The 25,552-nt window shown below is 43.0% G+C and carries 17 protein-coding genes; 1 reads left to right on the top strand and 16 read right to left on the bottom strand.

Going from position 1 to position 25,552, the window contains the following annotated elements; all coding sequences use genetic code 11:
• Positions 1 to 15: 15 nt before the first annotated feature.
• The 9 genes from sov to ruvB all read right to left on the bottom strand — a co-directional run bounded on the left by sov (position 16) and on the right by ruvB (position 14,976).
• On the bottom strand, positions 16 to 7,119 hold the full coding sequence (gene sov, locus MURRU_RS09195; protein ID WP_014033189.1) for a T9SS outer membrane translocon Sov/SprA: 7,104 nt from the start codon (positions 7,117 to 7,119) through the stop codon (positions 16 to 18).
• A 5-nt stretch (positions 7,120 to 7,124) separates the two neighbouring features.
• Positions 7,125 to 7,706, bottom strand: a complete 582-nt coding sequence (gene ruvA / locus MURRU_RS09190) for a Holliday junction branch migration protein RuvA (RefSeq protein ID WP_014033188.1) — start codon at positions 7,704 to 7,706, stop codon at positions 7,125 to 7,127.
• Between the two features lie 23 nt (positions 7,707 to 7,729).
• Complete coding sequence (locus MURRU_RS09185) at positions 7,730 to 10,027, bottom strand: NADP-dependent malic enzyme (protein WP_014033187.1); 2,298 nt, start codon at positions 10,025 to 10,027, stop codon at positions 7,730 to 7,732.
• 166 nt (positions 10,028 to 10,193) lie between these two features.
• A complete protein-coding gene (gene queG / locus MURRU_RS09180; RefSeq protein ID WP_014033186.1) occupies positions 10,194 to 11,117 on the bottom strand; it encodes a tRNA epoxyqueuosine(34) reductase QueG in 924 nt (307 codons plus the stop codon).
• Positions 11,118 to 11,144: 27 nt separating this feature from the next.
• Positions 11,145 to 11,561 carry a GIY-YIG nuclease family protein gene (locus MURRU_RS09175; protein ID WP_313777673.1) on the bottom strand — a complete coding sequence of 139 codons (417 nt, stop codon included), beginning with the start codon at positions 11,559 to 11,561 and terminating at the stop codon, positions 11,145 to 11,147.
• A 14-nt stretch (positions 11,562 to 11,575) separates the two neighbouring features.
• Positions 11,576 to 11,986, bottom strand: coding sequence for a DsrE family protein (locus MURRU_RS09170; RefSeq protein WP_014033184.1), 411 nt, complete (start codon positions 11,984 to 11,986; stop codon positions 11,576 to 11,578).
• A gap of 3 nt (positions 11,987 to 11,989) precedes the next feature.
• Positions 11,990 to 12,664: a Tat (twin-arginine translocation) pathway signal sequence containing protein gene (locus MURRU_RS09165; protein ID WP_014033183.1), complete on the bottom strand. Its 675-nt coding sequence runs from the start codon at positions 12,662 to 12,664 to the stop codon at positions 11,990 to 11,992.
• Positions 12,665 to 12,676: 12 nt separating this feature from the next.
• On the bottom strand, positions 12,677 to 13,651 hold the full coding sequence (locus MURRU_RS09160; protein WP_245545029.1) for a c-type cytochrome: 975 nt from the start codon (positions 13,649 to 13,651) through the stop codon (positions 12,677 to 12,679).
• A 302-nt stretch (positions 13,652 to 13,953) separates the two neighbouring features.
• On the bottom strand, positions 13,954 to 14,976 hold the full coding sequence (gene ruvB / locus MURRU_RS09155; protein ID WP_014033181.1) for a Holliday junction branch migration DNA helicase RuvB: 1,023 nt from the start codon (positions 14,974 to 14,976) through the stop codon (positions 13,954 to 13,956).
• 126 nt (positions 14,977 to 15,102) lie between these two features.
• On the opposite strand from ruvB, the gene MURRU_RS09150 reads away from it, so the two are divergent.
• The gene (locus MURRU_RS09150) at positions 15,103 to 17,355 is read left to right on the top strand and encodes an acyl-CoA dehydrogenase family protein (protein WP_014033180.1); all 2,253 of its coding nucleotides are present in this window, start codon (positions 15,103 to 15,105) and stop codon (positions 17,353 to 17,355) included.
• Positions 17,356 to 17,358: 3 nt separating this feature from the next.
• Here the strand turns inward: MURRU_RS09150 and MURRU_RS09145 are convergent, their stop codons facing one another.
• The 7 genes from MURRU_RS09145 to nrfD all read right to left on the bottom strand — a co-directional run bounded on the left by MURRU_RS09145 (position 17,359) and on the right by nrfD (position 25,536).
• Positions 17,359 to 18,183, bottom strand: a complete 825-nt coding sequence (locus MURRU_RS09145; protein ID WP_014033179.1) for a GIN domain-containing protein — start codon at positions 18,181 to 18,183, stop codon at positions 17,359 to 17,361.
• Positions 18,184 to 18,306: 123 nt separating this feature from the next.
• On the bottom strand, positions 18,307 to 20,130 hold the full coding sequence (locus tag MURRU_RS09140) for a cytochrome c oxidase subunit I (RefSeq protein ID WP_014033178.1): 1,824 nt from the start codon (positions 20,128 to 20,130) through the stop codon (positions 18,307 to 18,309).
• A gap of 37 nt (positions 20,131 to 20,167) precedes the next feature.
• Complete coding sequence (locus MURRU_RS09135; RefSeq protein ID WP_014033177.1) at positions 20,168 to 21,292, bottom strand: cytochrome c oxidase subunit II; 1,125 nt, start codon at positions 21,290 to 21,292, stop codon at positions 20,168 to 20,170.
• A 33-nt stretch (positions 21,293 to 21,325) separates the two neighbouring features.
• A complete protein-coding gene (locus MURRU_RS09130; protein ID WP_014033176.1) occupies positions 21,326 to 22,663 on the bottom strand; it encodes a hypothetical protein in 1,338 nt (445 codons plus the stop codon).
• A 17-nt stretch (positions 22,664 to 22,680) separates the two neighbouring features.
• A complete protein-coding gene (locus tag MURRU_RS09125; RefSeq protein ID WP_014033175.1) occupies positions 22,681 to 23,250 on the bottom strand; it encodes a c-type cytochrome in 570 nt (189 codons plus the stop codon).
• Positions 23,251 to 23,254: 4 nt separating this feature from the next.
• Entirely contained in the window at positions 23,255 to 23,782 is a 528-nt protein-coding gene (locus MURRU_RS09120) for a DUF3341 domain-containing protein (protein ID WP_014033174.1), read from the bottom strand.
• 2 nt (positions 23,783 to 23,784) lie between these two features.
• Entirely contained in the window at positions 23,785 to 25,536 is a 1,752-nt protein-coding gene (nrfD, locus tag MURRU_RS09115; protein WP_014033173.1) for an NrfD/PsrC family molybdoenzyme membrane anchor subunit, read from the bottom strand.
• Between the last annotated feature and the right edge of the window lie 16 nt (positions 25,537 to 25,552).

Raw genomic sequence — 25,552 nt, 5'->3', positions numbered from 1 at the left:
GGATAACCTTATTTATTAGTTTCCAAAGTTGTACCTCAATGTAAAGCCCGCATTGATGGTTGTTTGTGGAAATGCCGTGGAAACTGCAAACTCCGAGAAGGAATGATCATAGAAGAACAGCGCGTTCAAACTTTTGCTCAGGGCATAATCGGCAGTGAACTTGATGGACATTAATTTTTGCCCCGAAGTGATTTGGTTATTGTCGATATCCAAATTACGGATTATGGTAATGTTATCACGAAGTGAAAGGTCCGCTTTCAGGTTTAAGTCCCCTTTCAGCCTGGTTTTCTCGCCTCCGATATTGGTCACAAATTTTACATCCTTAAAACGATAACCAAGACCTAACGTATATTCATTTCCATTGATTTCCGTCATCAAATTGTTGTCAAAACTTAAGGACAAGGTTCTACTGGTTCGCACTTCGGCCAAGAAGCTAAAGGAGTTCTGCATTTCAAAATCCACCCGCATCAACGGACTGAACTCATCCGTAAGCACCACGTTATTAATTAGTGTTTTGGGAAGCAAATCCCCATTTTCAGGGTCAAAAGTGGTATTCTGACGTTCCAAGTTGGTCTGAAATGAATTGACACTATAAGCAGCACGGTACCCATGGCTCAATGAAAAGCGCTTGAATTTCTTTTTAAACCACCGATTTTTCATCAATCCTGTGTACTTAATATTCCAGTTAGGAATTGGAATATCACGGAAGGCATCCATATTTACACGTTCTACATCCTGCCCGGTATAGGCTGCGAAGAATGCGGGAAGCAATACTTCTTGCTGTGTTTTACCATAACGTTCCGGGAAACCATCCTCATCCAATTCCCCTGGACTCTCGCCTCTATCGGATACCAATCTGTTGGCAATGGTTATTCTATTTTGTTTGAATTGTTCAAAAGTCTCGGAATCGAACTCATCGCTTTTATTGAAGACGGTTCCAATCATTACTGTGGAGATACTAAAGTTGCCCATTTCATTGATCAGTCCATTCTGTCCATTCATCCATTCTTCTGGACTGTAACTTTCTTGGGAGGAACTCATATAATTTCTATCGGCACTCAAATCTATGGTCAAATCTTGGGTGGGCTGTGCCGTGGCAGTAATGTTCAATTGCTTGTTGGTGTTTTGCATAAACTGACGGCTATACTCGGGATAATCGGTCAACCATCCGTTACGTGCAGCTTCAAAACGCACATCGGCCTGACTTCCGAACACAAAGCCCAAAGTTGGTCGGGTGGTTCCAATAAATCCAATGGATTGGGTATACCCTGGCAGTACGGTACCGCGATTTTCGCTGTAATTTACATTTAACCGTTTTACCATGGTAACAATATCCACCAATGTATTAAAACCCTTACTTGTTTTTCTTGGTCCATCGGCAGCTTCACCATTTGCGGGATTACCTGCTTTATCCCTTCTGATAGCAGCTTGGTTTGCCGTTACCTTTCCATCTCGCTTTTTAAGGCCCAAAAAGTCATAAAAACGTTGCATGCTCATATTGGCCGTTAAATTATGGGTGCTTGCATTCTGAACTGTATTGATGTCTTTACGGGCCACCTGTCTCAATGCATCGCCCCCACGTTGCCAATCAAAATTACTGGTGTAGGTATACTGTGCATTTATAAAATTGAGGAATGGTATCTTGCTAAAGGGCAGCTCGTAGTTCAACTGCATTTGCTGTGCATGCCTGTTGGGTTCGCCTATATCAAAAAATCCATCCCATAAATCCAGAGCTTCGTTGATTCCAGAATCCGAATCATCGTCCACATTAAAATAATTACGGACAATGTTATTGTTGGACGCGGTCAAATTCAACCGTAAGGATTTTGTTATGCTATAATTGAGGGCATATTGCCAGTTGAACAAATAGTTTCGTTGTTGCAGCAATGGTAATTCCAAAGCATCTACGCCCGGCTCCAGTACATCCCGATATCGCTGTTGGTTAAAAGACCGGTTGTAGTTCGCGTTTACGGAAAGACTTGTTGGCAGTGCATTAAAGTTCAAATCCTTTAGCCATTGCCAATATTTGCTTGTAAGCATGGAATCCTTTTTGGCAAAAGGTGCCACAGGAGCGGGTTTAAAGTTGTGATTGTACACAAATCCAGTAGAAACATTTTGGTCACGAAGTTCCGCAACCTCAAAATCCCTATGGTCTGTTTCGTTGTAGGAATAATTAAAAGTGAAGTTTTCCACATCGAAGAAGTTTTCCTCGGCTTCCTCTCCCCGATTTTTCCGTACACCAATCAAATTGATACTGGTTCGTTTCGTATAATCCTCTGCTTGCTCCTCTATGGTCTCGGCCTCCTCGGCTGTTGTTGCTGCAGCAATCCTATCATCCAACCTTAAGTCGTCATACACAGGATCAAACTCTGGAGTGATAAGTGTTTCGGATATTCCATAATTGAACGGTAGCTGTAAGTTCCATTTCTTTGGAAACAACTGTCCCACATTTACATTGGTCACCACATCGTAAGAAATGGCATCTTCCAAGGAACGCTCCGTAGGACTTTGATCAATGGAACCAAAGCCCGATGTGCTTCTGCTTCCTGTTGCCGTCACATTGGCAAAATCGGCCATGTTGGCGTCCAAAGCAGCGGTAGCGGCCCAACCTCCACTATTCTCAAGACCTGCCAAGCGAAGCTCATTGAACCATACTTCCCCACGGGCCGGAATATCATCAATGTTTTTGATACCGACCATCATACCACGAATACTACCCAAAGATGGATTACCTCTAATACCAATACGAACGGCACCCAAGGTTCTTGGAGCAAACTCATCCACAAGAACGGCCTCACCGTTCACAATTTCGTAGTATTTGATCTCGTCCAGGGTCTGATCCGATATTCCTTTGGATTTGACCTTGCCCAAATCGCTCAATGCGACATTAATTTCGTTTACATCGGGCCAAATTTCATCCGCGGATGAAGCTCCAAATGAAGTAAATTGAAGCGGCAACTCTATTTGATAGAAGTTTTCGGAGAAATCGGTACCGATTCTTAGGAAACCGACCAGTGGTGTATCGCTATCCGAATAATCGGTATTGAATATTTTTTCGGCGTGCATGAACATTTTTAGGCGTTCGTACTGGCGTACATCAACATTCACATTTTTGAACACTCCACGAGCATCCTGAGACTCCAAATTTTCCACTACAAAAGATAAGGACTGCTCGTTTTGGCGGATGATGGTATTGTTGTTGTTCAATTGCTCCCGCACTACTCCAGGGGGCAATACATAAGGTATGGGTTGTCTTCCGTAGTTTTCCTCAATATTAACGGTATTCACATCGGTAATGGTCGCATCATCCGAAGGATCATTGTCCACATTGGGCTGCAAAGAGTTGGTATAGGTTCTCCAATCGCCACGCACCAAATCCAAGGTTGCAAATCGCAGTACCACATCATCCGAAAACCCGGTAAGGTACATCCGCATAAAGCTAATGGACCTAAAATCCGAGATTCCACCTATGGCATCCGTAAAATCGCTCAATGGTATTTTATACTGGATCCATCTACGGTTCAGTTGTGTTCCATTGGGCAGTGTTGGTGTTTGTCCTTCGCGGATATCGGTTACATATTTATCATCAATTGTGGTGTTGGGCTTTACCTGAATACGATACTCGTAGTAACTGTTTACCGTATTCATGGTCAAATCCCTGTCAATATCTTCCACATCGGGCAAAGTCGTGGAACCCCTATTGGTGTTCGTCACGGAAACCGGTGAATTTCCTTGGGTATTATTAAAATCAAAATAACGCTCCAAGATGCTACCTTCCCTGTTCAGGTAATACTGATAGTTATCCAATGCTGGGTCTTCCGCCGGCCCATTATAGATTGCTTGTTCCTGGGCATCGCCATATCCGTCCAAACCAAGGTCTTGAGCTGTTCTGTTGGCTTCATCTGCATCAAAGGCGTATACCAAAGATTGTGTAGAGGGTACTTGGCCCCAAGCTGTTTCTCTTGGAATTTCGTTGTTCGTGCTTGCGGGAAGTCCGTTTTCGTACTGTTTTCGACCATCTTTCAGGATATCTTCGGAGATATTGCCCAGATTAAGCACCAATTCCCCTGCATTCGCATCGGTGGTTTCTCCATCAATATAGGGATCCAACACCCAAAACTGAACAAATTCCACATTGGATTGCTCAAAGTTGGTACTGCTCAAGGGTCTCATAATACCCCCCCACTTGGCATCTGGGGTTTCGGATTCAAAACTTGGATTGGCATTGTAGGGTCCTTTATCATTTGGGTAATATACAATATCCAATGTGCTTTGCACCTGCGTTTGCCCTTGGGCAATATCGGTTTCGGTAAACACCTCATCAATAAAAACCCTACGGGTGGAGTTCAGGGAAATATCGTTGTCCGACAATCCTGATGGCCTCTGATTCGTATAAAAAATAGGGTCTATGGTGTACCACGCCATTTTTGCACGCTCATAACCTACATCAATTCCTGTTCTATCATCTATAAACTCAACTGGCGGACTGGCCAAGGTCCATCCCAAAGAGGAACGGATATCGATCAAGGCCTGCGCTCCTTCAAAATCATCCAGATAGGTGGTGGTTTCACCCCTAAAATCCGCATTTTTTGGTGAATTGGGTCGTAAAAAAGCCACTTCGCCCCTCAACGAGAGATTGGAGGGTACATCGGTATCAATATTTGGCAATTTGTTTGCGAGTCTTGTCAAGAAAGGGATTTCGGTACTGAAATTTCCGTTCAGACCAAAAATAGTATTGTTAACGGGCTCAATCCCGTAGTTTGATTTTTGGGTAAGGGGGCGTTCGTTCAAATTGAGCAAGGTACCGCCCAAAACAAATTTGTCGTTGAACTTATGTTCTACATTAACCCCTGCAAATCGTCGAGTTTGCTGACCAAATACGGCATTGTTCTCTACAGAAATATTGATGGGGGTATTGGATGCCTCCAAGCTTGGATCTAAAAGTTGGACCGTTCCTGCTTGATAGTTCACCGTATAATCGATGCCTTCTTGCAATTGACGCCCCCCCGCGGTAACAGTAACGGATCCTTGTGGCACATTAAAAGCTCCGATGGGAATACCATTATTGGATTGGGAGGTGTACCTTCCCTTTATCTGAAAACGGTTTTTTTCGGCATTCTGCAACGAAGCCGCCTTGGTCTTCGCATACATGTTTCGGAATACGTAACGCCTTTGGTTTGGATTGTACCCTTGGTCATTGTTCACATCGTAAACTCCGCCCCCCAATTTCTCAAAAAGGTATTCTCCAAACGGTTCCACCTTAGTAAAAATAATTCGCCCGGATTGTGAGTCGACAGTGATTCCTTCCACATAGTCAAAAAATCCATCCCCGCCCGGTTGTACATCGTTATAGGTGTTCAAACGGTCTAAATTGAACACATTGAGCAATATCTGGTCTTCCAAGCCCGAGGGCCAGCCTGCATTGGGGTCTACTGGCGTAATATAGTTTCGTGGTGTTGGGTCGGAATAAAGGATGTTCAACTTAAAATCCTCTTGGTTCAGTTGATAAGCCCCTGTGGAATAGATGTTTTTCATCATCAAATCCCAAATAGGGTCCTCCACATTGGTAATGTTACTTTTCAGTAATTTTAAGACCAATGAATTATTTTCAACAAAACTTGTGTTGACCGAAACCGATGTCGCATCAACCCCGCCATTGGCAAACTCACCCACCTGATAAACCTCGCCATTGTAGGTATACTGAAAAGCTACTCCCAGTACCTCATCATTGCTCAAGCTCTGGCTCAGGGAGATATATCCCAATTGGGAATCGAACTCATAATCCCTCCCTGCCTCAAGTTTTCTGGCGTTTTCAAGAATCGCATAATCAAAACCTTGGTTTACGGTATATCCCGGAATATTGAATCCGGAATCCACCGTAGCAATATCTCGAATGGATTGGGTTAGCGCTCCGCTTCCAATTTGATTGGGATCGTATGCATTGGCCCCGTTCTGTGGAAGTCCACTTGCCACAACAGAGGGATTAAAAAACCCTGCCGGGTCACCATTGTTGGCCCCAATTCGGGTATTATCCGAAATGGCCTCTCCCAAATCCTGAATGGCCACAACGTTTCTAACATTTTGTGTTTGCTGGTTTCTATTGGTCACCCAAACCTCCAAACGGGTAATTTGCACTTGCGTTTGTATAAAGGGATAAAATTCCAATGCGCGATCGTAATTATCGCGGAAGTAATGTGCCAGGAAAAAATGCCTGTCCTCATCGTAATCCAATGCGGTCAGGGAAAATTCGTTTACAGTACCCCCGCCTTGGGCAACTACAGTATTGTTTTGTGATCGTTGTTCGGAAAAAACCGCGGTAACCGTTGTTTTTCCAAACTGAAGTTGTGTTTTCACCCCGAACAAACTCTGTGCACCCGTAATCAAAGAACTGTTGAGCGGCATACTTACGTTACCCACTTCAATTTTTTGAAGAATATCATCCTCGGTCGGGGTATAATCGAGTTTTACCAAATTCTGGAAATCGAATGTGGCTTCGGTGTCATAATTTGCGGTTACCTGAAGACGCTCACCTACTTTTCCCAATAAACTCAAACTGATGCGTTGATCAAAATCAAAGGAAAGATTGGTTCTGTTCCTGGGAGATAGTGCAGGGTTGTCGTTCTTTTGCCATAAAATCCCCAAATCCATCGCAACCGATCCTTGTGGGATTACCTCAATGGTGTTCCCGCCAAAAATGGTCTCAAAAAAGTTACTGTTCACATAAAAGTTGGGCAACAAGTTTCTTCTTGCTTCTTCACTTCCTTCCTTCTTCCCTGCATAGGCATCTGCCTTTTGCTTAAAGTAGGATTTCATCTGTTCCTTTTCAACAAGGTCGTAGTATTGTTCCGGGGTTAGAATTACGGGGTAGTTAACGTTAAAATCCCCTATGCTTTCTCTGTAAATGTACGTATTGGTTTTGGGATCGTAGGTGTATTTTGCAACAATGCTATCGGGGTTTTCCATGATAAGGCGACCAAGCTCTACACCTGTTTTTACAGAATCTTGAGCCTGTTCGTTGGTTTCCTGCGCCATTATTGTAGTTATGGACAGCAAACAAACAACAAAGAATATGTACTTAAAGCGCGTTGGTTTAAGTATTGGTTTTGCCCCTTTTTTCAAACTAGTTACAAATTTTTGAGCGCCAGTTTAATAATGTTCTCTACGCTTAGCGAAGTGTCTTGGGAAACTACCTTGTCCACCACCTTTTCGGATTGCTTTCTGGTAAAACCAAGAACCTCTAATGCAGATAACGCTTCTTCTTTATTTGTATTGTTTGATTGTTGTGAAACTTCGCCTATGTCGTAGACTTTTAAAATCTTATCCTTCAAATCCAAGATTACACGTTGTGCCGTTTTGGCTCCAATCCCTTTTACGGACTGGATGGTGGGCACATCTCCATTGGCTATGGCATCCCTTACATCGGATGGGGACAAAGAGGATAACATGGTGCGCGCCGTGCTGGCACCAACTCCTGAAACCGATATCAATAAACGGAACACTTCACGCTCCGCCCGTTCGGCAAAACCGAACAAGGTATGAGAATCTTCCTTAACCAATAAATCGGTATAAATAAATATGTTTTCCTCATCCTGAAGCAGGGAAAAAGTGTGCAACGAAATATTTAAAAAATACCCTACTCCATTACACTCCACAATGGCATAGGTTGGATTCTTCTCTACTAGTTTTCCTCTTAAATGGGTAATCATTTTTTAAGCGGTTTGATTTATGACTATTCCCCTTGCATTTTCGCTATTTTTCTTTTCTCCCGTTCTTGGGCATCTATAACAGCTACGGCAGCCATATTCACCATTTCGTCCACACTGGCACCCAACTGCAAAATATGGGCGGCACGGGTCAACCCTACCATTACCGGCCCAATGGAATCTGCATTATTAAGACCTTTCAAGAGTTTATAGGTGATATTGGCCGATTCCAAATTAGGAAAAACCAAGGTATTGACTTTTTTGCCCGATATTTTGGAGAATGGAAAGTTGTTGTTGCTCAACTCCGGGTCCAATGCAAAATCTGTCTGAATTTCACCATCCACGACTAAATCGGGGTTTCTTTCATGTAGAATTCTCACAGCTTCCCTTACCTTTTGCGCATTAGGGTGGCTTGATGAGCCAAAGTTGGCGTAAGAGAGCAATGCCATTACTGGATTAAAACCAAAGGTTTTGGCCACATTGGCCGTCATCTGGGCAATTTCCGCCAACTCTTCGGCATTGGGATCAATATTGATAGAGGTATCGGCCAAAAAGAGCGGCCCCCTGTCCGTTATCATAATATTGACGGTACTCGCATTTTTCACATTTTTGGCCCTTCCCAAAACTTCAAAAACGGGTCGAAGTACTTTGGGGTACGATCTTGAGTATCCGGAAATCATACCATCGGCATCCCCTTCCTTGAGCATCATGGCGCCAAAATAATTGCGCTTGCCCATGTTTACCCGAGCACTATATTTGGTCTCTCCTTTTCTTTTTCTCAGTTCCCAAAGTTTCAGGGCATATTTGGTCCTCATATCACTGAACTCATCGGAACGCGGGTCTATAATGGGTACTTCGGCATCAAATTCGAGTTCCTTCTTTAAATTTTCTATGGTTTCCTTATTTCCTAAAAGAATTGGGGTGCCAATACCCTCATCATGCACAATTTGGGCCGCCTTCATTACATCCAATAGTTCGGCTTCCGCAAAAATTATACGTTTGGGGTTGACTTTGGCCCTATTGTGAAGCAACCGAACAACTTTGTTGTCATTACCCGATCTTTGGTAGAGTTCCTCCTCATACTTTGCCCAATCTTGTATAGGGAATTTCGCCACACCACTGTCCATGGCCGCTTTGGCCACAGCAGGCGGAATTTTGGTGATCAAACGGGGATCAAAAGGTTTAGGAATGATATAATTACGTCCAAAGGTCAACCTAGTGGCATCGTAAGCGATATTTACCTGTTCCGGTACTGGTTCCCGAGTCAAATCGGCCAAGGCCCTTACTGCGGCCATCTTCATTTCCTCGTTGATTTTGGTTGCCCGCACATCCAAAGCCCCTCTAAAAATAAAAGGAAAGCCCAACACATTGTTCACCTGGTTAGGATGGTCGGAACGGCCTGTGGCCATAATAATGTCGTCCCTGGTCTTCATGGCCAAATCGTACTCAATCTCGGGGTTAGGGTTTGCCATGGCAAAAACAATGGGGTTTTCGGCCATGGAATTCAGCATTTCTGGAGAAACAATATCGGCAATGGAAAGTCCAATGAACACATCGGAATCTTTCATGGCCTCTTCCAAAGTGTCAATCTTCCGATCGGTGGCAAATTCTTTTTTCTCTTCGCTCAGGGTTTCCCTATCACTTCGGATCACTCCCTTACTATCCAGCATTACAATATTCTCTGCCAAGGCACCAAACGCCTTGTAGAGTTTTGTGCAGGAAACCGCTGCTGCTCCCGCACCGCTCACTACAATTTTAACTTCTTCGATTTTTTTATCGGCAATCTCCAAGGCATTCAACAAAGCGGCGGCGGAAATGATAGCTGTTCCGTGCTGATCGTCGTGCATTACAGGAATATCAAGTTCCTCCTTCAATCTACGTTCAATCTCAAATGCTTCGGGGGCCTTGATGTCTTCCAAATTGATGCCCCCAAATGTTGGTGCAATCGTCTTAACGGTTTCGATGAACCTATCCACATCCTTGGTATCAAGTTCAATATCAATCCCATCGATATCGGCAAAAATCTTGAAAAGCAAACTCTTCCCTTCCATAACGGGTTTAGAGGCTTCCGGTCCAATATCCCCCAAGCCCAAAACTGCGGTTCCGTTGGAGATTATGGCAACAATATTCCCTTTTGCAGTGTACTTGTACACATCGTCCTTGTTCTTTTCAATTTCCAGACAAGGTTCGGCCACCCCTGGAGAATAGGCCAATGCCAAATCCCGTTGTGTGGAATAGGGTTTTGTTGGTACAATTTTTATTTTTCCCGGTTGTGGTTTTGCGTGGTAGAGTAACGCTTCCCTTCTTTGTTTTTCCTTGCTCATATTGTCGAAAATGAATTGGTAAAGTTAGGGTATTCCAAGGTTTTATGGGGCCATCTATAACAATCAATTTTTTATTGGTGCCTTACATAGAAAACGAACGGTTTTTCAAATCGTTGATTTTGTTTTCATTATAAATTTGAACAAAAGATCAAACAAGGCTGTCCACTTATTTTTTAATAAAGTCAACATTACGTTTAAGGCCGGACAGTTTTGTTCTTTTTACCGCTGATTTTTTGAAGATTTTTTTAAAGACATCCTCTGTAATCTCTTCCCAGTCCTTTTTGGTGTAGGACAATAATTCTGGGGTTGGATTAAACAGCGGTTCGCTATGCGGTTTTGAAAAGCGGTTCCATGGGCACACATCTTGGCAAACATCGCAACCAAACATCCAATCATCCAATTTACCATCAAATTCGGAGGGGATTTCGTTCTTTAATTCAATTGTGAGGTATGATATGCATTTGCTTCCATCCACCATATAGGGTTGCACAATGGCATCGGTTGGGCAAGCATCTATACAAGCAGTGCAGGTTCCGCAATGGTCGGTTACGGGGGTATCATATTCCAGATCCAAATCTACAATCAGTTCGGCTATAAAATAAAAAGAGCCGACTTGTTGGGTAAGCAGGTTACTGTGCTTGCCAATCCAACCCAGACCACTTTTGGCTGCCCAAGCTTTGTCCAGAACAGGTGCAGAATCCACAAAGGCCCGCCCATGCACGTCTCCAATTTCTTCTTGAATAAAGTGGAGCAGGCTTTTGAGTTTGTCCTTTATCACAAAGTGATAATCCATGCCATAGGCATATTTGGAGATTTTGTAGGAATCCGGGTTTTGTTCTTTGGAGGGAAAATAATTCAACAATAAAGAAATGACCGATTTGGAACCCTCCACCAATTTTGTTGGGTCCAGCCGTTTGTCAAAATAGTTTTCCATGTACTGCATTTCGCCATGCATGTTCTGGTTGAGCCATTTCTCCAAACGGGGCGCTTCTTCTTCCAAAAATTCGGCTTTTGAAACACCGCACGACAAAAAACCGAGGCGCTTGGCTTCGGTTTTTATTAGATTAGTATGCTTTTGCTTAGAACCCATCTGTCATGCTGAGCGCAGTCGAAGCGCTTATTTGTTCAACGATTGATATTTAAAGTGCGTTGCATTTCTGCATTCCGATAAAATCTTCAACATATCGTAATCCCCATTTATCAAAGCTACCTTTTTTGCCCTAGTCCACCCCTTGATTTTTTTCTCAAAATAAATAGCCTGTAAAACATCATTGAACTCTTGTTGAAACTTTAATGTCAGCGGTCTACTTTTATAGGTATAGCAATACTTATCAATTCCATGCTGATGTTGGGCAAGTCGAATGGCAATATTGTTTGTGATTCCAGTATAATATGAGCCATCACAACATTTTAGTATATAAACGTAGTAGGTGTACATGGGAAACCAAATATAGGGCTTTATCTGCTCATGGCTTCGACTGCGCTCAGCCTGACAAAGAAAAACCGAGGTGGTCTTCCCTCGGTTTATATCCACTAAAAACAAGTTGATTACTGCGCTTCTTTAATATAGCCCCAGCCTTGTTTTTGCTTTATGACCAACTCATAAATGCCGTCGGGCACGGAACCTACTCCGGGAATAAGGTCGTCCATGGTCATTTTATGCTTTTTCATGGTCTGTTCACAAATCACTATGGACACATTATCCCTATTGACTACAGTTGACAAGGTTTCACCGGCCACAGATGATTTTTTATCCACCATTTTAAAGGCTCCGCTGTAAACCACCAATTCAAACTCCGATTCCGGATAAGCTTCAGCCATCAATCTCAAATGCTTGGCCGCTGTTCTATGTACTTCGGGATTACTGCTGGTTACATCAAATACTACTTTGATGGGTTCGTTCTGTGCCAAGGTCAATCCTGACACCATTATCACTAAAAATAAAAGTATGTTTTTCATCTTTTAAATCGTATTTCCTGCAAAAATGTATCCACAGCCTTCTTCTTGGGCCCTACCCAGTGCCCAAACCCCGGAGGGAACAATCTGAATTTCGGGCAAAACAGCTGCCTTCCACTCTTCGTAAACTTCGTTCGGGTCCTTGCCCATTTGTTGTGCAACTGCACCACTGTATACATTTAGTGCCAGATTGCACACGCAGAACATAGCCCCTCTATCCATCAAATCTTTGATTCCTTGAATAACCGGCAACGGAAAATCGCCCTCCTGCGGTTCGTAGTATGGATTGCGATCATATACTGTACCATCGGCTTTTTTAACATGAAACATTTCACCCAGTGGGTATGCTTTCCAAAGATCATCGTGCAATGCAAATGGAATGGCATCGTGTCTTAGAACGGTCATCGCCGTAATTTCATCGTCGGTAGAGCCCATTTCATTGTTTGACAGGTAATAGGCCCAGTTCCATATAATGGGAAAACCGCTGTGTGGATAGGAACCATCATAAACAATACGATGTTTTCCTTTTATTGTTTTCATCCAAGCCTCTGCATCATTCATTTCTGAATGTGCAAAATCCGTCATTCCCGCAAAAGCAGGATTGGTAAAAGCCGACAATGTGGATGCAGTGGCACCCAGCATCATCGCTCCCATAAAGTTCCTTCTTGTTGTTGTTTTCATTGTTACTAGTGTTTATTTGGATTTACTTAATAGATATTCTTTTTGGTAATATTCCATAATAGGCTGGAAAGGTCCTAACTGATGTTGTTCTTCAGAAAAAGGGTCCAGGTAGGGACCATAGGGAGTGGATACGGGTTTTTTGACCAGGTCGGGGAAGTCTACCTCTCTATTGGGCTTTGTTGGTCGGAGTTTTTGGTTGATGTAACCTGCTACATCATAGGCCTCCTCATCGGTAAGTATGGGATTGTCAAAGGTGGTGCCAAAAGGCATATTGCCCTTTATAAACTGGGCCGCAGTGATTACGCGGGTCATTCCGGCGCCATCGTTATAAGAATCGCCCCCCCACAAAGGAGGATATAGGTATTGATCGTTTTCCGCCAAAAGCTGTCCTTGACCATCAGCGCCATGGCATTCCACACAGGTATTTTCAAAAACTCTTTGCCCATGGTCTAGATCAACGGCTCTATTGGGAATTTCAACTTTTAAAAAGCCTTGCCCTTCTATTTTACCGTTTGATGGGGCTGCTCTGCCCAACCAATCCATATAAGTAATAAGGGCTTGCATTTCAACGCTGGATTCCGGCATCGTTCTGCCATTCATACTTCGTTCCATGCATCCATTGATGCGTTCTTCAATGGTTCCCATTTTGTTTTCGCGCCCGCGAAACTGAGGAAAGCGTTTAATAACTCCGATCAAAGGAGCTGCATAGGGCTTGGTGCCACCGTTTAAATGACAACTGGCACAAGCCAAATTGTTTTGTGCAAATACTTTTGAAGAATCCTTTTGTTTGGGACCTATGTGAAGCGAGGTATTTCTGAAAATATCGAAACCCAACTTGATTTCTTCATTTTTTTCAGAAAATGGGAGATTGTTCACATTATAGTCCATGTAATACACATCGTCGGGGAACTCCACATGATGATCATTCGCCCCGAATCCAAACCCTGCCATAAGAACAGCAAATGCCAAAACAATGATCAACCCCATGCAAATACCTATTTGCATGCACAATCTTCTTATTTGCAGAGATAAGGATTGGAAATCTCCCTTTTTGGGGACATTGTTTTTTTTAGAGTGTTTCTTCATTGTTCCCTATAATTTCACCACTAGCATACAGCTTTAATGGTAAATATTTGGGAGGTTCAGTGTATATCATCCATGGTTATATAGGGCAGGGCCATGTATCCAAAAAAATAAAGCCCTTATAATCAAAGAAGCCTATTAAAATACAAAAAGTTATGGAACAATAGGGTTCTTTTCACTAAGAATTTTTATATAGGTTAAAGGGGTTAAAACAAACCACCCTGAGTACCGCCCTTTACCTTCCCCAAATGGGTATAGGCAAGTTCAGTTACTTCGCGTCCTCTTGGGGTGCGCATTATAAAACCTTGTTGTATTAAAAAAGGTTCGTACACTTCTTCCAAGGTTTCCGCACTTTCTGACACCGCCGTTGCCAAAGTAGTTATCCCAACGGGACCTCCTTTAAACTTATCTATGATGGTCGTCAAAATTTTGTTGTCCATTTCATCCAGACCATGGGCATCCACATTTAGGGCCTTAAGTCCAAATTGGGAGATTTCAAGATCAATGTTTCCATTGCCCTTGATCTGTGCAAAATCCCGAACCCTGCGCAATAGTGCATTGCATATTCTGGGAGTTCCCCTGCTTCGTCCGGCAATTTCTATGGCTGCATCGTTGGTGATGGGCACCTTAAGTATTTCCGCACTACGTTCCACAATGGTGGACAACAGCTCTGTATGGTAGTATTCCAACCGGCTCTGAATGCCGAATCTTGCCCGCATGGGCGCGGTAAGCAATCCAGATCTAGTAGTAGCCCCTATCAAGGTAAACGGACTAAGGTTAATCTGAACGGTACGGGCGTTGGGACCCGATTCAATCATGATGTCAATCTTATAATCTTCCATGGCGGAATACAAATACTCCTCCACAATGGGACTCAACCTATGGATTTCATCAATAAAAAGTACGTCGCGTTCTTCCAAATTGGTCAACAGTCCAGCCAAGTCTCCCGGTTTGTCCAGCACAGGGCCAGAGGTAACTTTTATGTTTACCCCAAGTTCGTTGGCCAAAATATGGGCCAAGGTAGTCTTGCCCAGCCCTGGAGGGCCATGAAAAAGTGTATGGTCCAAGGCTTCGCCCCTTAGGTTGGCTGCTTGCACAAAAATCTTGAGATTTTCCAATACGCGAGCCTGCCCGGTAAAGTCATCAAAACTAACGGGCCGTAAGGCTCTTTCTATATCGAATTCTTCCGGAGAAAGATTTTCGCCTGTTGGATCTAAATTCTCGTTCATAGTTCAACAAATATAACTGAAAACCCTATCCACCTAAAACCATATTCACAAAAATACCCGTAGGGATGGTACTTAAAAATCTAAACCTTACCTTAGAAAAGTATAAATGCATCAACACACCTTTATATGATCGTCACAGATTATTCCATTGGAATTCTACAATACATCCCTTTTTTCTATGTGATTTGGTCCGATGATTTGCTGTCCGCTTCAGAAATTTCGGTCGTACAAAAAGTAATCGAACTGGATACATCTTTGAATGTGGATGAAAAACATCAATTAAGGAGATGGCTAAAAAGGGATACCCCTCCTTTTGATGATGAAATCAAGAACTGGAAACAGACCATTGCAAATTCCAAGGTAAGATTGATCGAAAGCGACACCTACCCCCTTTCTTCACTTAGTCAACGATTGGTTAATAGTGAAAATCTGAACGATCATTTAAAACATATTGAAGTCCATTTGGGCATACAGCCAAACCATTACAATCACCTGTTTGATGTGGAGGTAGTGCATGAAAAAACTTCCAGTGAATATGACGCTAACATTCTGGATGAAATCTTAAAGGGAGAACATGCTCGTGTGGTTGATAGGTTCAGGAGTTTTTTGGACAAGCCTGACTTTTCGTGGCAGGTTTTAAGAAACAAAGAAGATTTTAGGAACAGGATTTTGCAACAAGTTCAGCTTTTGGGAGAAGCAGGGTATGGTGCCATGGCCTACCCACCTGAATATGGCGGTACTGGAGACATGCCTGCCTACGCAGCTATTTTTGAACATTTAATGTTTGTGGATGGTAGTTTGGCCGTAAAATTTGGTGTTCAGTTTGGGCTTTTCGGTGGAAGCATCCAAAAATTGGGTACAAAAAAACATCACGACGAATATTTGACCGATGCAGGAACAACCAAGTTGCTAGGGTGTTTTGCCATGACGGAAACCGGACATGGTTCCAATGTCCGAGGTATCAAAACCACCGCTACTTATGAAAAATCCTCGGACTCCATCATTATTCACACGCCAGGTAAAAACGACAACAAAGAATACATTGGCAATGCCATACATTCTAAAATAGCTACGGTTTTTGCCCAATTAATCGTAAACGGCAAAAATGAGGGCGTACATGCTATTTTGGTTCCGTTAAGAAATGAAAACCATGAAGAACTGGAAGGAGTCTCCGTTAAGGACAATGGATATAAATTGGGTTTGAACGGGGTGGACAATGGAAAAATCTGGTTCAACAATGTAAAGGTCCCGCGAGAGAATCTACTGAACAAGTATGGTGAAATACAGGAAGATGGCACCTATGCTTCATCCATAAAAAATCCGAACAAGCGATTTTTTACCATGCTGGGCACTTTGGTAGGCGGACGCATTTGTGTGGCCCGTGGCGCCCTTGGAGGTAGCAAAATGGCCTTGTCCATCGCTGTAAAATACGCCCTTAACCGCAGGCAGTTCAATGATAATGTAAAGGTCCAGGAAGATTTGATCATGGACTACCCCACGCATCAACTAAGGCTGACCCCTGCCATTGCTGGCGCTTATGTGTATCATTTTACCTTGGAAGAGATGATGAAGCGTTACAGTGATTATTCCCAACCTGACAAAAGAAAGATTGAGACCCAAGTGGCAGGCTTAAAATCCATAATCACTTGGTTTGCCAATGAGACCATTCAAGAATGCAGAGAGGCTTGCGGTGGGAAAGGGTATTTATTGGAGAACCGAATTGCCGATTTAAAGGGCGATGTGGATATTTTTACCACATTTGAAGGTGACAACACCGTATTGTTGCAACTGGCGGCCAAGGGTATTCTTTCCGATTTTAGGGCAGAGTTCAACAGTGCTGGTTTTGCATCGGTATTAAAACTTTTGCAAACCCAGCTTTCGGATAAACTGACCGCCATTAACCCGTTGTACTCCAACAAAGTTGACGCGAAGCATCTGTACAACCCGAAGTTCCACAGACACGCTTTTGATTATCGTACCCGAAGATTGACCTATACCTTGGCGATGCGGATTCGAAACTATATCAAAAAAGGGATTCCATCGTATCAAGCTTTCTTAAAGGTACAGACCCATTTATTGGCCTTGGGAAAAGCCTATAGTGTGGAATTGGCTTACAACATCTTCTGTGACCACTATCAACAAATAGAAGATTTAAAATACCGTGCATTACTGGAGAAGGTAGGTTGCCTTTACGCACTAGATCAAATTAACAAGGATGCCAAATGGTTTTTGGAACAGGGGTATATCGGCGGAACAAAATCAAAAGCAATCCGGCAACGGGTGGAACGTTTATCCACAGAGCTTAGACCACACATAGAGGTCTTGGTGGATGGTTTTGGCATTCCCGAACATTGCCTAACCGCCCCAATTACAAAGTAAGCGTCACTCTTGTTTTTTGATGAGTTGGGAAGTGTCCAAAAACTCCTCTATGGTAATCTTCGGGGTTCCGTAGAGGTAAATACCGGCATTTCCCGTGGAGTTGATATTAATGTCGCCAAATGCATACACCCTTGCATTGGCATTACCGGTAATCTTAAGTTCACAGGAGCCTATTTGCATACTTTCGCCCCTGTACTTGGCAGATTCCAGTAAATTGGCCTGTAATCGTTCGGATGTGCCCTCCATGGTCAGAGAGGAATTGCCCTCGAGGTCCAATTCGCCAGTATTGAGTTGGGCATAAACATAGGCTTGCGCCCTTTTGTTCAGGTTAATATTCAAAGAATCTACTTCCACATGAAAATCTCCGCTGCTCGTATCTTCCAGATTTATATCCATTACGGCTGCATTGGCCTTTATATCGAGTTTGGTATTGTTGAACCCATCCACAAACAATTCGTTGGATTGAATTACATCCTTGGAGAGAATACTACCATTTTTTAAGGTGATTGCTTGTAGCTCGGTATAGTTAACGGTTATTTGCAATTCTTTTTTGGCTGTGATATTGTAGTAAGAACTGATTACTAAAGTACCCTCTTCCACTTCAAATTTTAGTATATCGATCAAATTATCATCCGCGATAAGGTGATAGCCTGGCCCCAACGCTTTATTCAGTGTGATTTCAAGGTCATCATTCAACATAATGGCAGTAAAGGGTGGAAGTTCCTCGCTTATTTCAGTAACGATTCTACTACCTTTTATTTTGGGTTTACGCTGAGCAATGGAAAGTATCGGGGTCAATATCAACAGTAGGATAAGTAACTTTTTCATGATGGTTCTCTTTTTGATGAAGGAAAATGCTTTTTAAAGATATGCAATTCACTTCAAAATCTATTCCAACAAAAAAAGCCCATCCAAAAACGGACGGGCCTTCTCACTAATATAAATGTACTCTTAATGGTTGAGTTCTTCTTCGTTCTCTTGAAGTGGAACGTTTTGCGGAACAAAATCCTGCCCTGCAATAATGTACTCACCATTCTCATAAGTTTTACTGTAATCGTAAGCCCAACGATAAACGTGTGGAATTTCCCCCGGCCAGTTTCCGTGGATGTGCTCTTGAGGGGTTGTCCATTCCAGGGTGTTTGAACTCCAAGGGTTAATTGGTCCTTTTTTACCGTAGAAAATACTTGAGATAAAGTTGTAAACGAATATCAGCTGCGCCAGACCTGCAATAAGTGCAAATACGGTCATCAATACTTGGACGTTTGTCAACTCATCGAACATCGGGAATGCAGTATTCTCGTAGTAACGACGTGGCACACCGGCCATTCCCACAAAGTGCATGGGGAAGAATACCCCGTAGGCACAGACTGCGGTAATCCAAAAGTGGACGTAACCCAAGTTCTTGTTCATCATTCGTCCTTGGAACATTTTCGGGAACCAGTGATAAATACCAGCGAACATACCGTACAAGGCCGAAATACCCATTACCAAGTGGAAGTGAGCTACAACGAAGTAGGTATCGTGAACGTTGATATCCAAAGTACTATCTCCCAAAATAATCCCCGTAAGACCACCTGTAATGAAGGTTGACACCAATCCAATGGAGAACAACATTGCAGGGTTCAACTGCAGGTTGCCCTTCCAAAGGGTCGTGATATAGTTAAATGCTTTTACTGCTGATGGAATCGCGATCAAAAGGGTTGTAAATGTAAATACAGATCCCAAAAATGGGTTCATACCGGATACGAACATGTGGTGTCCCCATACAATTGTAGACAGGAATGCAATCGCCAAGATGGATGCCACCATCGCCCTATATCCAAAAATCGGTTTTCTTGCGTTGGTTGACATTACTTCGGATGTAATACCCAAAGCTGGCAACAATACGATATATACCTCGGGGTGGCCCAAGAACCAGAACAAGTGCTCGTACAATACCGGGGAACCTCCTTGGTAATGCAATACTTCACCTTGGATAAAGATATCCGATAGGAAGAAAGATGTACCGAAGCTTCTGTCCATAATCAACAGCAAGGCTGCCGATAACAATACTGGGAAAGAAACCACACCGATAATAGCGGTTACAAAAAATGCCCAGATTGTCAAAGGTAAACGTGTCATGGACATTCCCTTTGTTCTTAGGTTGATTACTGTAACAATGTAGTTCAACGATCCCAACAAAGAAGATGCGATGAAAATTGCCATGGACACCAACCAAAGTGTCATACCCATACCAGAACCTGGTTGGGCCATTGGTAGTGCACTCAAGGGTGGATAGATGGTCCAACCTGCAGCAGCAGGTCCTGCTTCCACGAACAATGAAATAATCATGATCACAGAGGATACGAAGAACATCCAGTAAGAAACCATGTTCATGAATCCTGATGCCATATCCCTGGCACCGATTTGCAATGGAATCAACAGGTTACTGAAGGTACCACTCAATCCCTGCGTTAATACAAAGAACACCATTAATGTACCGTGAATGGTAACCAATGCCAAATAGATATCGGCATCCATTACACCGTCTGGGGCCCATTTGCCCAAAACAGCTTCAAAAATTCCAAAGGACTCGCCCGGCCAAGCCAATTGCATTCTGAACAACAATGACATGGCTATACCTATGAATCCCATGATCAGACCCGTAATGAGATATTGCTTGGATATCATCTTGTGGTCCTGACTGAAAATATATTTTGTTATGAAGGTTTCCTTATGGTGATGTCCGTGATCATCGTGGTGATCATCGTGATTTACATGGGCTACTTCAGACATATTCCAATTAATTTTTTTCGTTATTCTCTTTTGTTTGTTATTCTACCGAAGCTGTTTCGCTCAATTCGATATCAGCATCATCTTCCAAGTTAAGTACTTGCTCCGTGTCATCGACCATAACAGTTTCTTTAAAGGTTTTCTGTTCAGCAAGCCATTTATTGAACTCTTCCTCGGTTTCCACTATAATCTTCATCTGCATGTTATAATGGGATTTTCCGCATATTTTGTTGCACAGCAATATGTAATCGAACTCCCATGGGTCGTTATTTGGAATCCCTTCTGCTGCTTTTTGTGCCCTAATGGCATTGGTTCTTTTTACCTTGTCCACAACATCTGGGTTTAAACGCATTTCCTCTGTTGTAACTGTTGGCGTAAAAGAGAACTGGGTAATCATACCTGGTACACAGTTCATTTGTGCTCTAAAGTGGGGCATGTATGCCGAGTGCAGTACATCTTGTGACCTCATTTTAAAGTTTACTTTTCTACCTACGGGCAAGTGCAATTCTTTTACAATAATGTCATCTTCTGCGTTGGGGTCGGACTCATCCAAACCAAGTACATTGGCATTGGCAATATCGATCAAACGAACATTGGCTTCACCAAGAACGTTGTCGTCCCCACCGTATCTGGCAGTCCAGTTAAATTGTTGTGCGTAAAGTTCCACCACCAACGGATCATCGTCTTCATTGATGTCCATGATATTGGTCCAAGTGTACAGTCCCCAAAGAATCAGACCTGCCAGTACAATTACTGGAATAATGGTCCAGATAAACTCCAATCTGTCGTTATCGGCAAAGAAAAGTGCTTTTCTACCTTTTTGTCCCCTATACTTATATCCAAAATAATGGAGCAAAGCTTGGGTTATGGTTTGAACAAAGAATATAATTGCGAAAGAGACCCACATCAATTGGTCGTAATCTGCCCCGTGTTCGGATGCAGCCTCGGGCAAAAGCATCTTATAATACTTGGCAAAACTGAAAATAGTTATTCCGTAAATAAAAATCAGGAAGGCGAATAATAGGTAGCCGTTATTTTTGTTATCGGAATCGTTCGCAATCTCATCGTACTCTGTTCTAGTTTGCGATAGTTCAAAAATCTTGGTCATCTGCCAAATTGCAATCGCAACCAGTACTAAAACAGTTAATGTTAATAATGCAGTCATCGTATATCTATCTAAGACTTAAATCGTATTGTATTAATAATGAAAATGTCTACTCTCCTCAATGAATGGGTTTCGTTTGGGCTGCAATGGTGCCTTGGTCAAAGCTGTGAACACCCAGAACACAAACAAACCTCCGAAGAACAAAATACCACCAATCTCTGGCAATCCAATATACCATTGGTCGCCAACCGTTGCAGGCATTATCATATTAAATATATCCATATAGTGGCCAAATAACAGCACAATACCGGTCATGATAACAAACCAGTTAATTCTTTTGTAATCGCTGTTCATAAGTACCAACAATGGGAATATAAAGTTCAAGGCCAGCATTCCAAAGAATGGCAAGTTATAATCTTGAATCCTTGCCACGAAATAGGTTACCTCTTCTGGTATATCCGCATACCAAATCAACATAAACTGGGCGAACCAAAGGTAGGCCCAGAAGATACTGATACCGAACATAAACTTGGCCAAATCGTGGATATGGCTGTCGTTTACATCTTCCAAGTATCCTTTTGATTTTAGGTAAACGGTTACCATTGCAATTACTGTAATGCCCGAAACGAACATACTGGCAAACACATACCACCCGAACAGGGTACTGAACCAGTGTGGATCTACACTCATAATCCAGTCCCAGGACATCATGGATTCGGTTACCAAATAGAATACCAAGAAACCAGCGGACCATCTAAAGTTTTTTACAAAGTTGCTGTTATCATCGGACTCATCCTGTGCCAAGGACAGTTTTCTTGAATATTGACGGTAAAAAATCCATCCACCCAAGAATATGGCCGCTCTTATCAAAAAGAAGGTCGGGTTCAAATACCCTGCTTTACCTTGCAGCAATTTATCGTGGGCCACTACTTCGGGGTCCATCCATACAAACATGTGGTTCATGTGCAATGTGGACAGCAATAAAATCACAAATACAATGATTCCACCTGGAACCAGATAAGCTGTAATCCCTTCCATGACCCTAAAGAGCAATGGGGACCAACCTGCTTGTGCGGCGCGCTGTATGGCGTAGAAGGCCAAAACGCCCAATGATATCATAAAGAAAAAGAATGCAGCTACGTATAGTGCAGACCATGGTCTGTTTTGCAATTGGTGCAATAAATGTGTGTCGTGGGAAGCGTCGTGCTCTTCCCCGTGCGAAGCTTCTGCACCGTGACCTTGTTCTTCACCATGGCTGTTGGTTGCTTCCTCTGCATGCCCTCCACCATGACCATCGTCATGTACTGCTACAATGGCCTTGGCCTCTTCTACAGTTGATGGGGCAGACATAAAACCAATTACAAGGAATATAAATCCAAGCCCCATGGCTATGAAAGATCCTATTCTAAGTTTGTTTGAAAAGGTGTACATAGTTTCTTCTTATCCTATTATTTTGTTAGGTCTTCCTTTAACTTCATTACATATTCGGACACTTGCCACATCTCTTCTTCACTGGCGAACTGAGAGGCGTATGAGCCCATGGAGTTCAATCCGTAATAAATCGCGTGATATGTGGTTCCAACAGTAATATCTCTAGCTACGTCATCATAGCTGGGAACACCCAATATTTTTTCTCTCTTCACAAGATTGCCTTGCCCATCCCCTTTTGATCCATGGCATACGGCACAATAAATTGCATAAAGCTCTGCTCCTTTTGCCAAGTTCTCTTCTTGTTTTAGGGAATCCAAAGGGCTTGTGTTCAATCTTGCTAGTTCTTTACCTTCCGGAGTGTTTTCAAACTCATAGGGCATGTATCCTCTGGAGATAGTACCTTCTGGTGGCAATAGGGCCTCTGTTCCATCGGGGAACAACCCATTGTCCACACCTTGATAGGTCTCATATCCTACAGGTTCGTACATGTTTGGCATGAATTGGTAGTTTGGACTGCTCTTATCCGCGCAAGAGGCTGCGAACATCGCCAAGACCAAAGCAACACTTATTTTACCTAATTGCTTCATATTATTAAGACTCCTTTTCTGTAACTTTTACTTCTACCGCACCTGTTTCCCACAACAAATCGGCAAGTTCATTTTCGTTATCGTGCAACCCAATTTCCATTAAAAAGTGGTCGTCGGTCGTACGTTTATCGGGATTTTCTGCTTTTTTAAACGGCCACATTCTACTTCTTAGGTAAAAAGTAATCACCATTAAGTGGGCCGCAAAGAAAACCGTAAGCTCGAACATAATCGGAACAAAGGCCGGCATGTTTTCCAAGTAGCTAAAGCTTGGCTTACCACCGATATCCTGTGGCCAATCCTCGATCATGATATAGTTCATCATAACTACGGCAACCGTCAACCCCAAACATCCGTATAGGAAAGAGGTAATAGCTATTCGGGTATCCGCCAGTCCCATCGCCTTGTCCAGACCGTGAACAGGAAACGGAGTGTACACTTCCTCAATATGATGGTGCTCTGCCCTAACCTTTTTTACGGCATGCATCAACACATCGTCATCGTTGTAAAGTGCTTGTATAACTTTTGATGCCATAATTATTTTTTATCGTTTAACAACTTTGCTTGACCCGCCCAATCATCGCGCTGCGCACGGCCTGGGAATCTTCCTGTAATGGAGTCCAGCAAATCATACTCTTTTTCAGTCATTCTAGCGACCTGTGCATAGGTGAAAATTCCTATCTCGTTCAAGGTACGCTCCATTTCCGGACCTACACCTTTTATTTTTTTCAAATCGTCGGGGGTTTCTGTTGCCGAATCAAAAGTTCCGATAGCGCTCAACAATTCAGAAACTCCTACTTTATCGCCAACCGTTGGTTTGGGCTCGCCCATCAAAACATCATCAGTAATGGGCTCATCATAGCGGACCACCTTGTTTACACCTTGTGGCATTTGATACAAAGGCTTTCCTGCATCCCTTAGTTTTTTGTATTTCTCCCCTGATGATTTCAAGATTGATTTTACCTCCGCTTGAGCAATTACAGGGAATGTTCTTGAGTACAAAAGGAACAGTACAAAGAAGAAACCGATGGTTCCGACAAAAATTCCGATATCCACAAAAGTTGGGGAGAACATGGTCCAAGAAGATGGCAAGTAATCCCTGTGCAATGAGGTTACGATGATTACAAAGCGCTCGAACCACATACCTATGTTCACCACAATAGAGATAAAGAAGGAGAACATGATGCTGGTACGCAATTTTTTGAACCACATAAACTGTGGAGAGAACACGTTACAGGTCATCATGGACCAGTAAGCCCACCAATAAGGTCCTGTAGCCCTGTTCAAGAAGGCGTACTGCTCGTATTCCACACCGGAATACCACGCAATGAACAACTCCGTGATATAGGCACATCCTACAATGGAACCTGTAATCATAATCACAATGTTCATCAATTCGATATGCTGTACGGTGATATAGGCTTCAAGGCTGCACACTTTACGCATTATGATCAAAAGTGTGTTCACCATGGCAAATCCAGAGAAAATCGCACCAGCAACAAAGTACGGTGGGAAAATGGTGGTGTGCCATCCCGGAATTACCGAGGTAGCAAAGTCAAAGGATACAATGGTGTGTACCGAAAGCACCAAAGGTGTGGCCAAACCGGCCAATACCAAGGAAACCTCTTCAAAACGTTGCCAATCCTTTGCACGTCCTGTCCAACCAAAGCTCAACAGACTGTATATTTTCTTTTGGAATGGTTTTACGGCTCTATCACGAATCATGGCAAAATCAGGCAACAGTCCTGTCCACCAGAATACCAATGATACCGAAAGATAGGTTGAAATCGCAAACACGTCCCAAAGCAAGGGCGAGTTAAAGTTTACCCAAAGCGAACCGAATTGGTTAGGGATGGGAAGCACCCAGTAGCCCAACCATGGACGTCCCATGTGGATAATCGGGAACAAACCTGCCTGAATTACCGAGAAAATGGTCATCGCCTCGGCAGAACGGTTAATCGCCATTCTCCATTTTTGACGGAAAAGCAAGAGTACAGCCGAAATAAGTGTCCCTGCGTGACCAATACCTACCCACCATACAAAGTTGGTGATATCCCAGGCCCAGTTTACGGTTCGGTTAAGACCCCAAACCCCAATACCCGTGGAAACGGTATAAATGATACATCCTAGACCCCAGAGGAATGCCACTAATGCAATGGAGAATACAATCCACCATTGTTTATTGGCCTTTCCCTCAACCGGACGGGCAATGTCCACTGTTACATCGTGGTATCCTTTGTCTCCGACCACTAAGGGCTTTCGAATAGGTGCTTCGTAATGCGACGCCATAATTTATCTTCTAGTT

Origin of the sequence: Allomuricauda ruestringensis DSM 13258 (genome assembly GCF_000224085.1) — a bacterium.
Lineage (GTDB): Bacteria > Bacteroidota > Bacteroidia > Flavobacteriales > Flavobacteriaceae > Flagellimonas > Flagellimonas ruestringensis.
This window is presented reverse-complemented; position numbering and strand designations above follow the sequence as displayed.

Excerpts from the sequence above, each read along its gene's own strand:
- MURRU_RS09140 (WP_014033178.1), bottom strand. The coding sequence starts at position 20,130 with ATGTCTGAAGTAGCCCATGTAAATCACGATGATCACCACGATGATCAC.
- MURRU_RS09170 (WP_014033184.1), bottom strand. The coding sequence starts at position 11,986 with ATGAAAAACATACTTTTATTTTTAGTGATAATGGTGTCAGGATTGACC.
- ruvA (WP_014033188.1), bottom strand. The coding sequence starts at position 7,706 with ATGATTACCCATTTAAGAGGAAAACTAGTAGAGAAGAATCCAACCTAT.
- MURRU_RS09130 (WP_014033176.1), bottom strand. The coding sequence starts at position 22,663 with ATGTACACCTTTTCAAACAAACTTAGAATAGGATCTTTCATAGCCATG.
- MURRU_RS09165 (WP_014033183.1), bottom strand. The coding sequence starts at position 12,664 with ATGAAAACAACAACAAGAAGGAACTTTATGGGAGCGATGATGCTGGGT.
- MURRU_RS09125 (WP_014033175.1), bottom strand. The coding sequence starts at position 23,250 with ATGAAGCAATTAGGTAAAATAAGTGTTGCTTTGGTCTTGGCGATGTTC.
- MURRU_RS09150 (WP_014033180.1), top strand. The coding sequence starts at position 15,103 with ATGATCGTCACAGATTATTCCATTGGAATTCTACAATACATCCCTTTT.
- MURRU_RS09120 (WP_014033174.1), bottom strand. The coding sequence starts at position 23,782 with ATGGCATCAAAAGTTATACAAGCACTTTACAACGATGACGATGTGTTG.
- queG (WP_014033186.1), bottom strand. The coding sequence starts at position 11,117 with ATGGGTTCTAAGCAAAAGCATACTAATCTAATAAAAACCGAAGCCAAG.
- MURRU_RS09145 (WP_014033179.1), bottom strand. The coding sequence starts at position 18,183 with ATGAAAAAGTTACTTATCCTACTGTTGATATTGACCCCGATACTTTCC.
- MURRU_RS09135 (WP_014033177.1), bottom strand. The coding sequence starts at position 21,292 with ATGACTGCATTATTAACATTAACTGTTTTAGTACTGGTTGCGATTGCA.
- ruvB (WP_014033181.1), bottom strand. The coding sequence starts at position 14,976 with ATGAACGAGAATTTAGATCCAACAGGCGAAAATCTTTCTCCGGAAGAA.
- MURRU_RS09185 (WP_014033187.1), bottom strand. The coding sequence starts at position 10,027 with ATGAGCAAGGAAAAACAAAGAAGGGAAGCGTTACTCTACCACGCAAAA.
- MURRU_RS09160 (WP_245545029.1), bottom strand. The coding sequence starts at position 13,651 with ATGGGGTTGATCATTGTTTTGGCATTTGCTGTTCTTATGGCAGGGTTT.
- nrfD (WP_014033173.1), bottom strand. The coding sequence starts at position 25,536 with ATGGCGTCGCATTACGAAGCACCTATTCGAAAGCCCTTAGTGGTCGGA.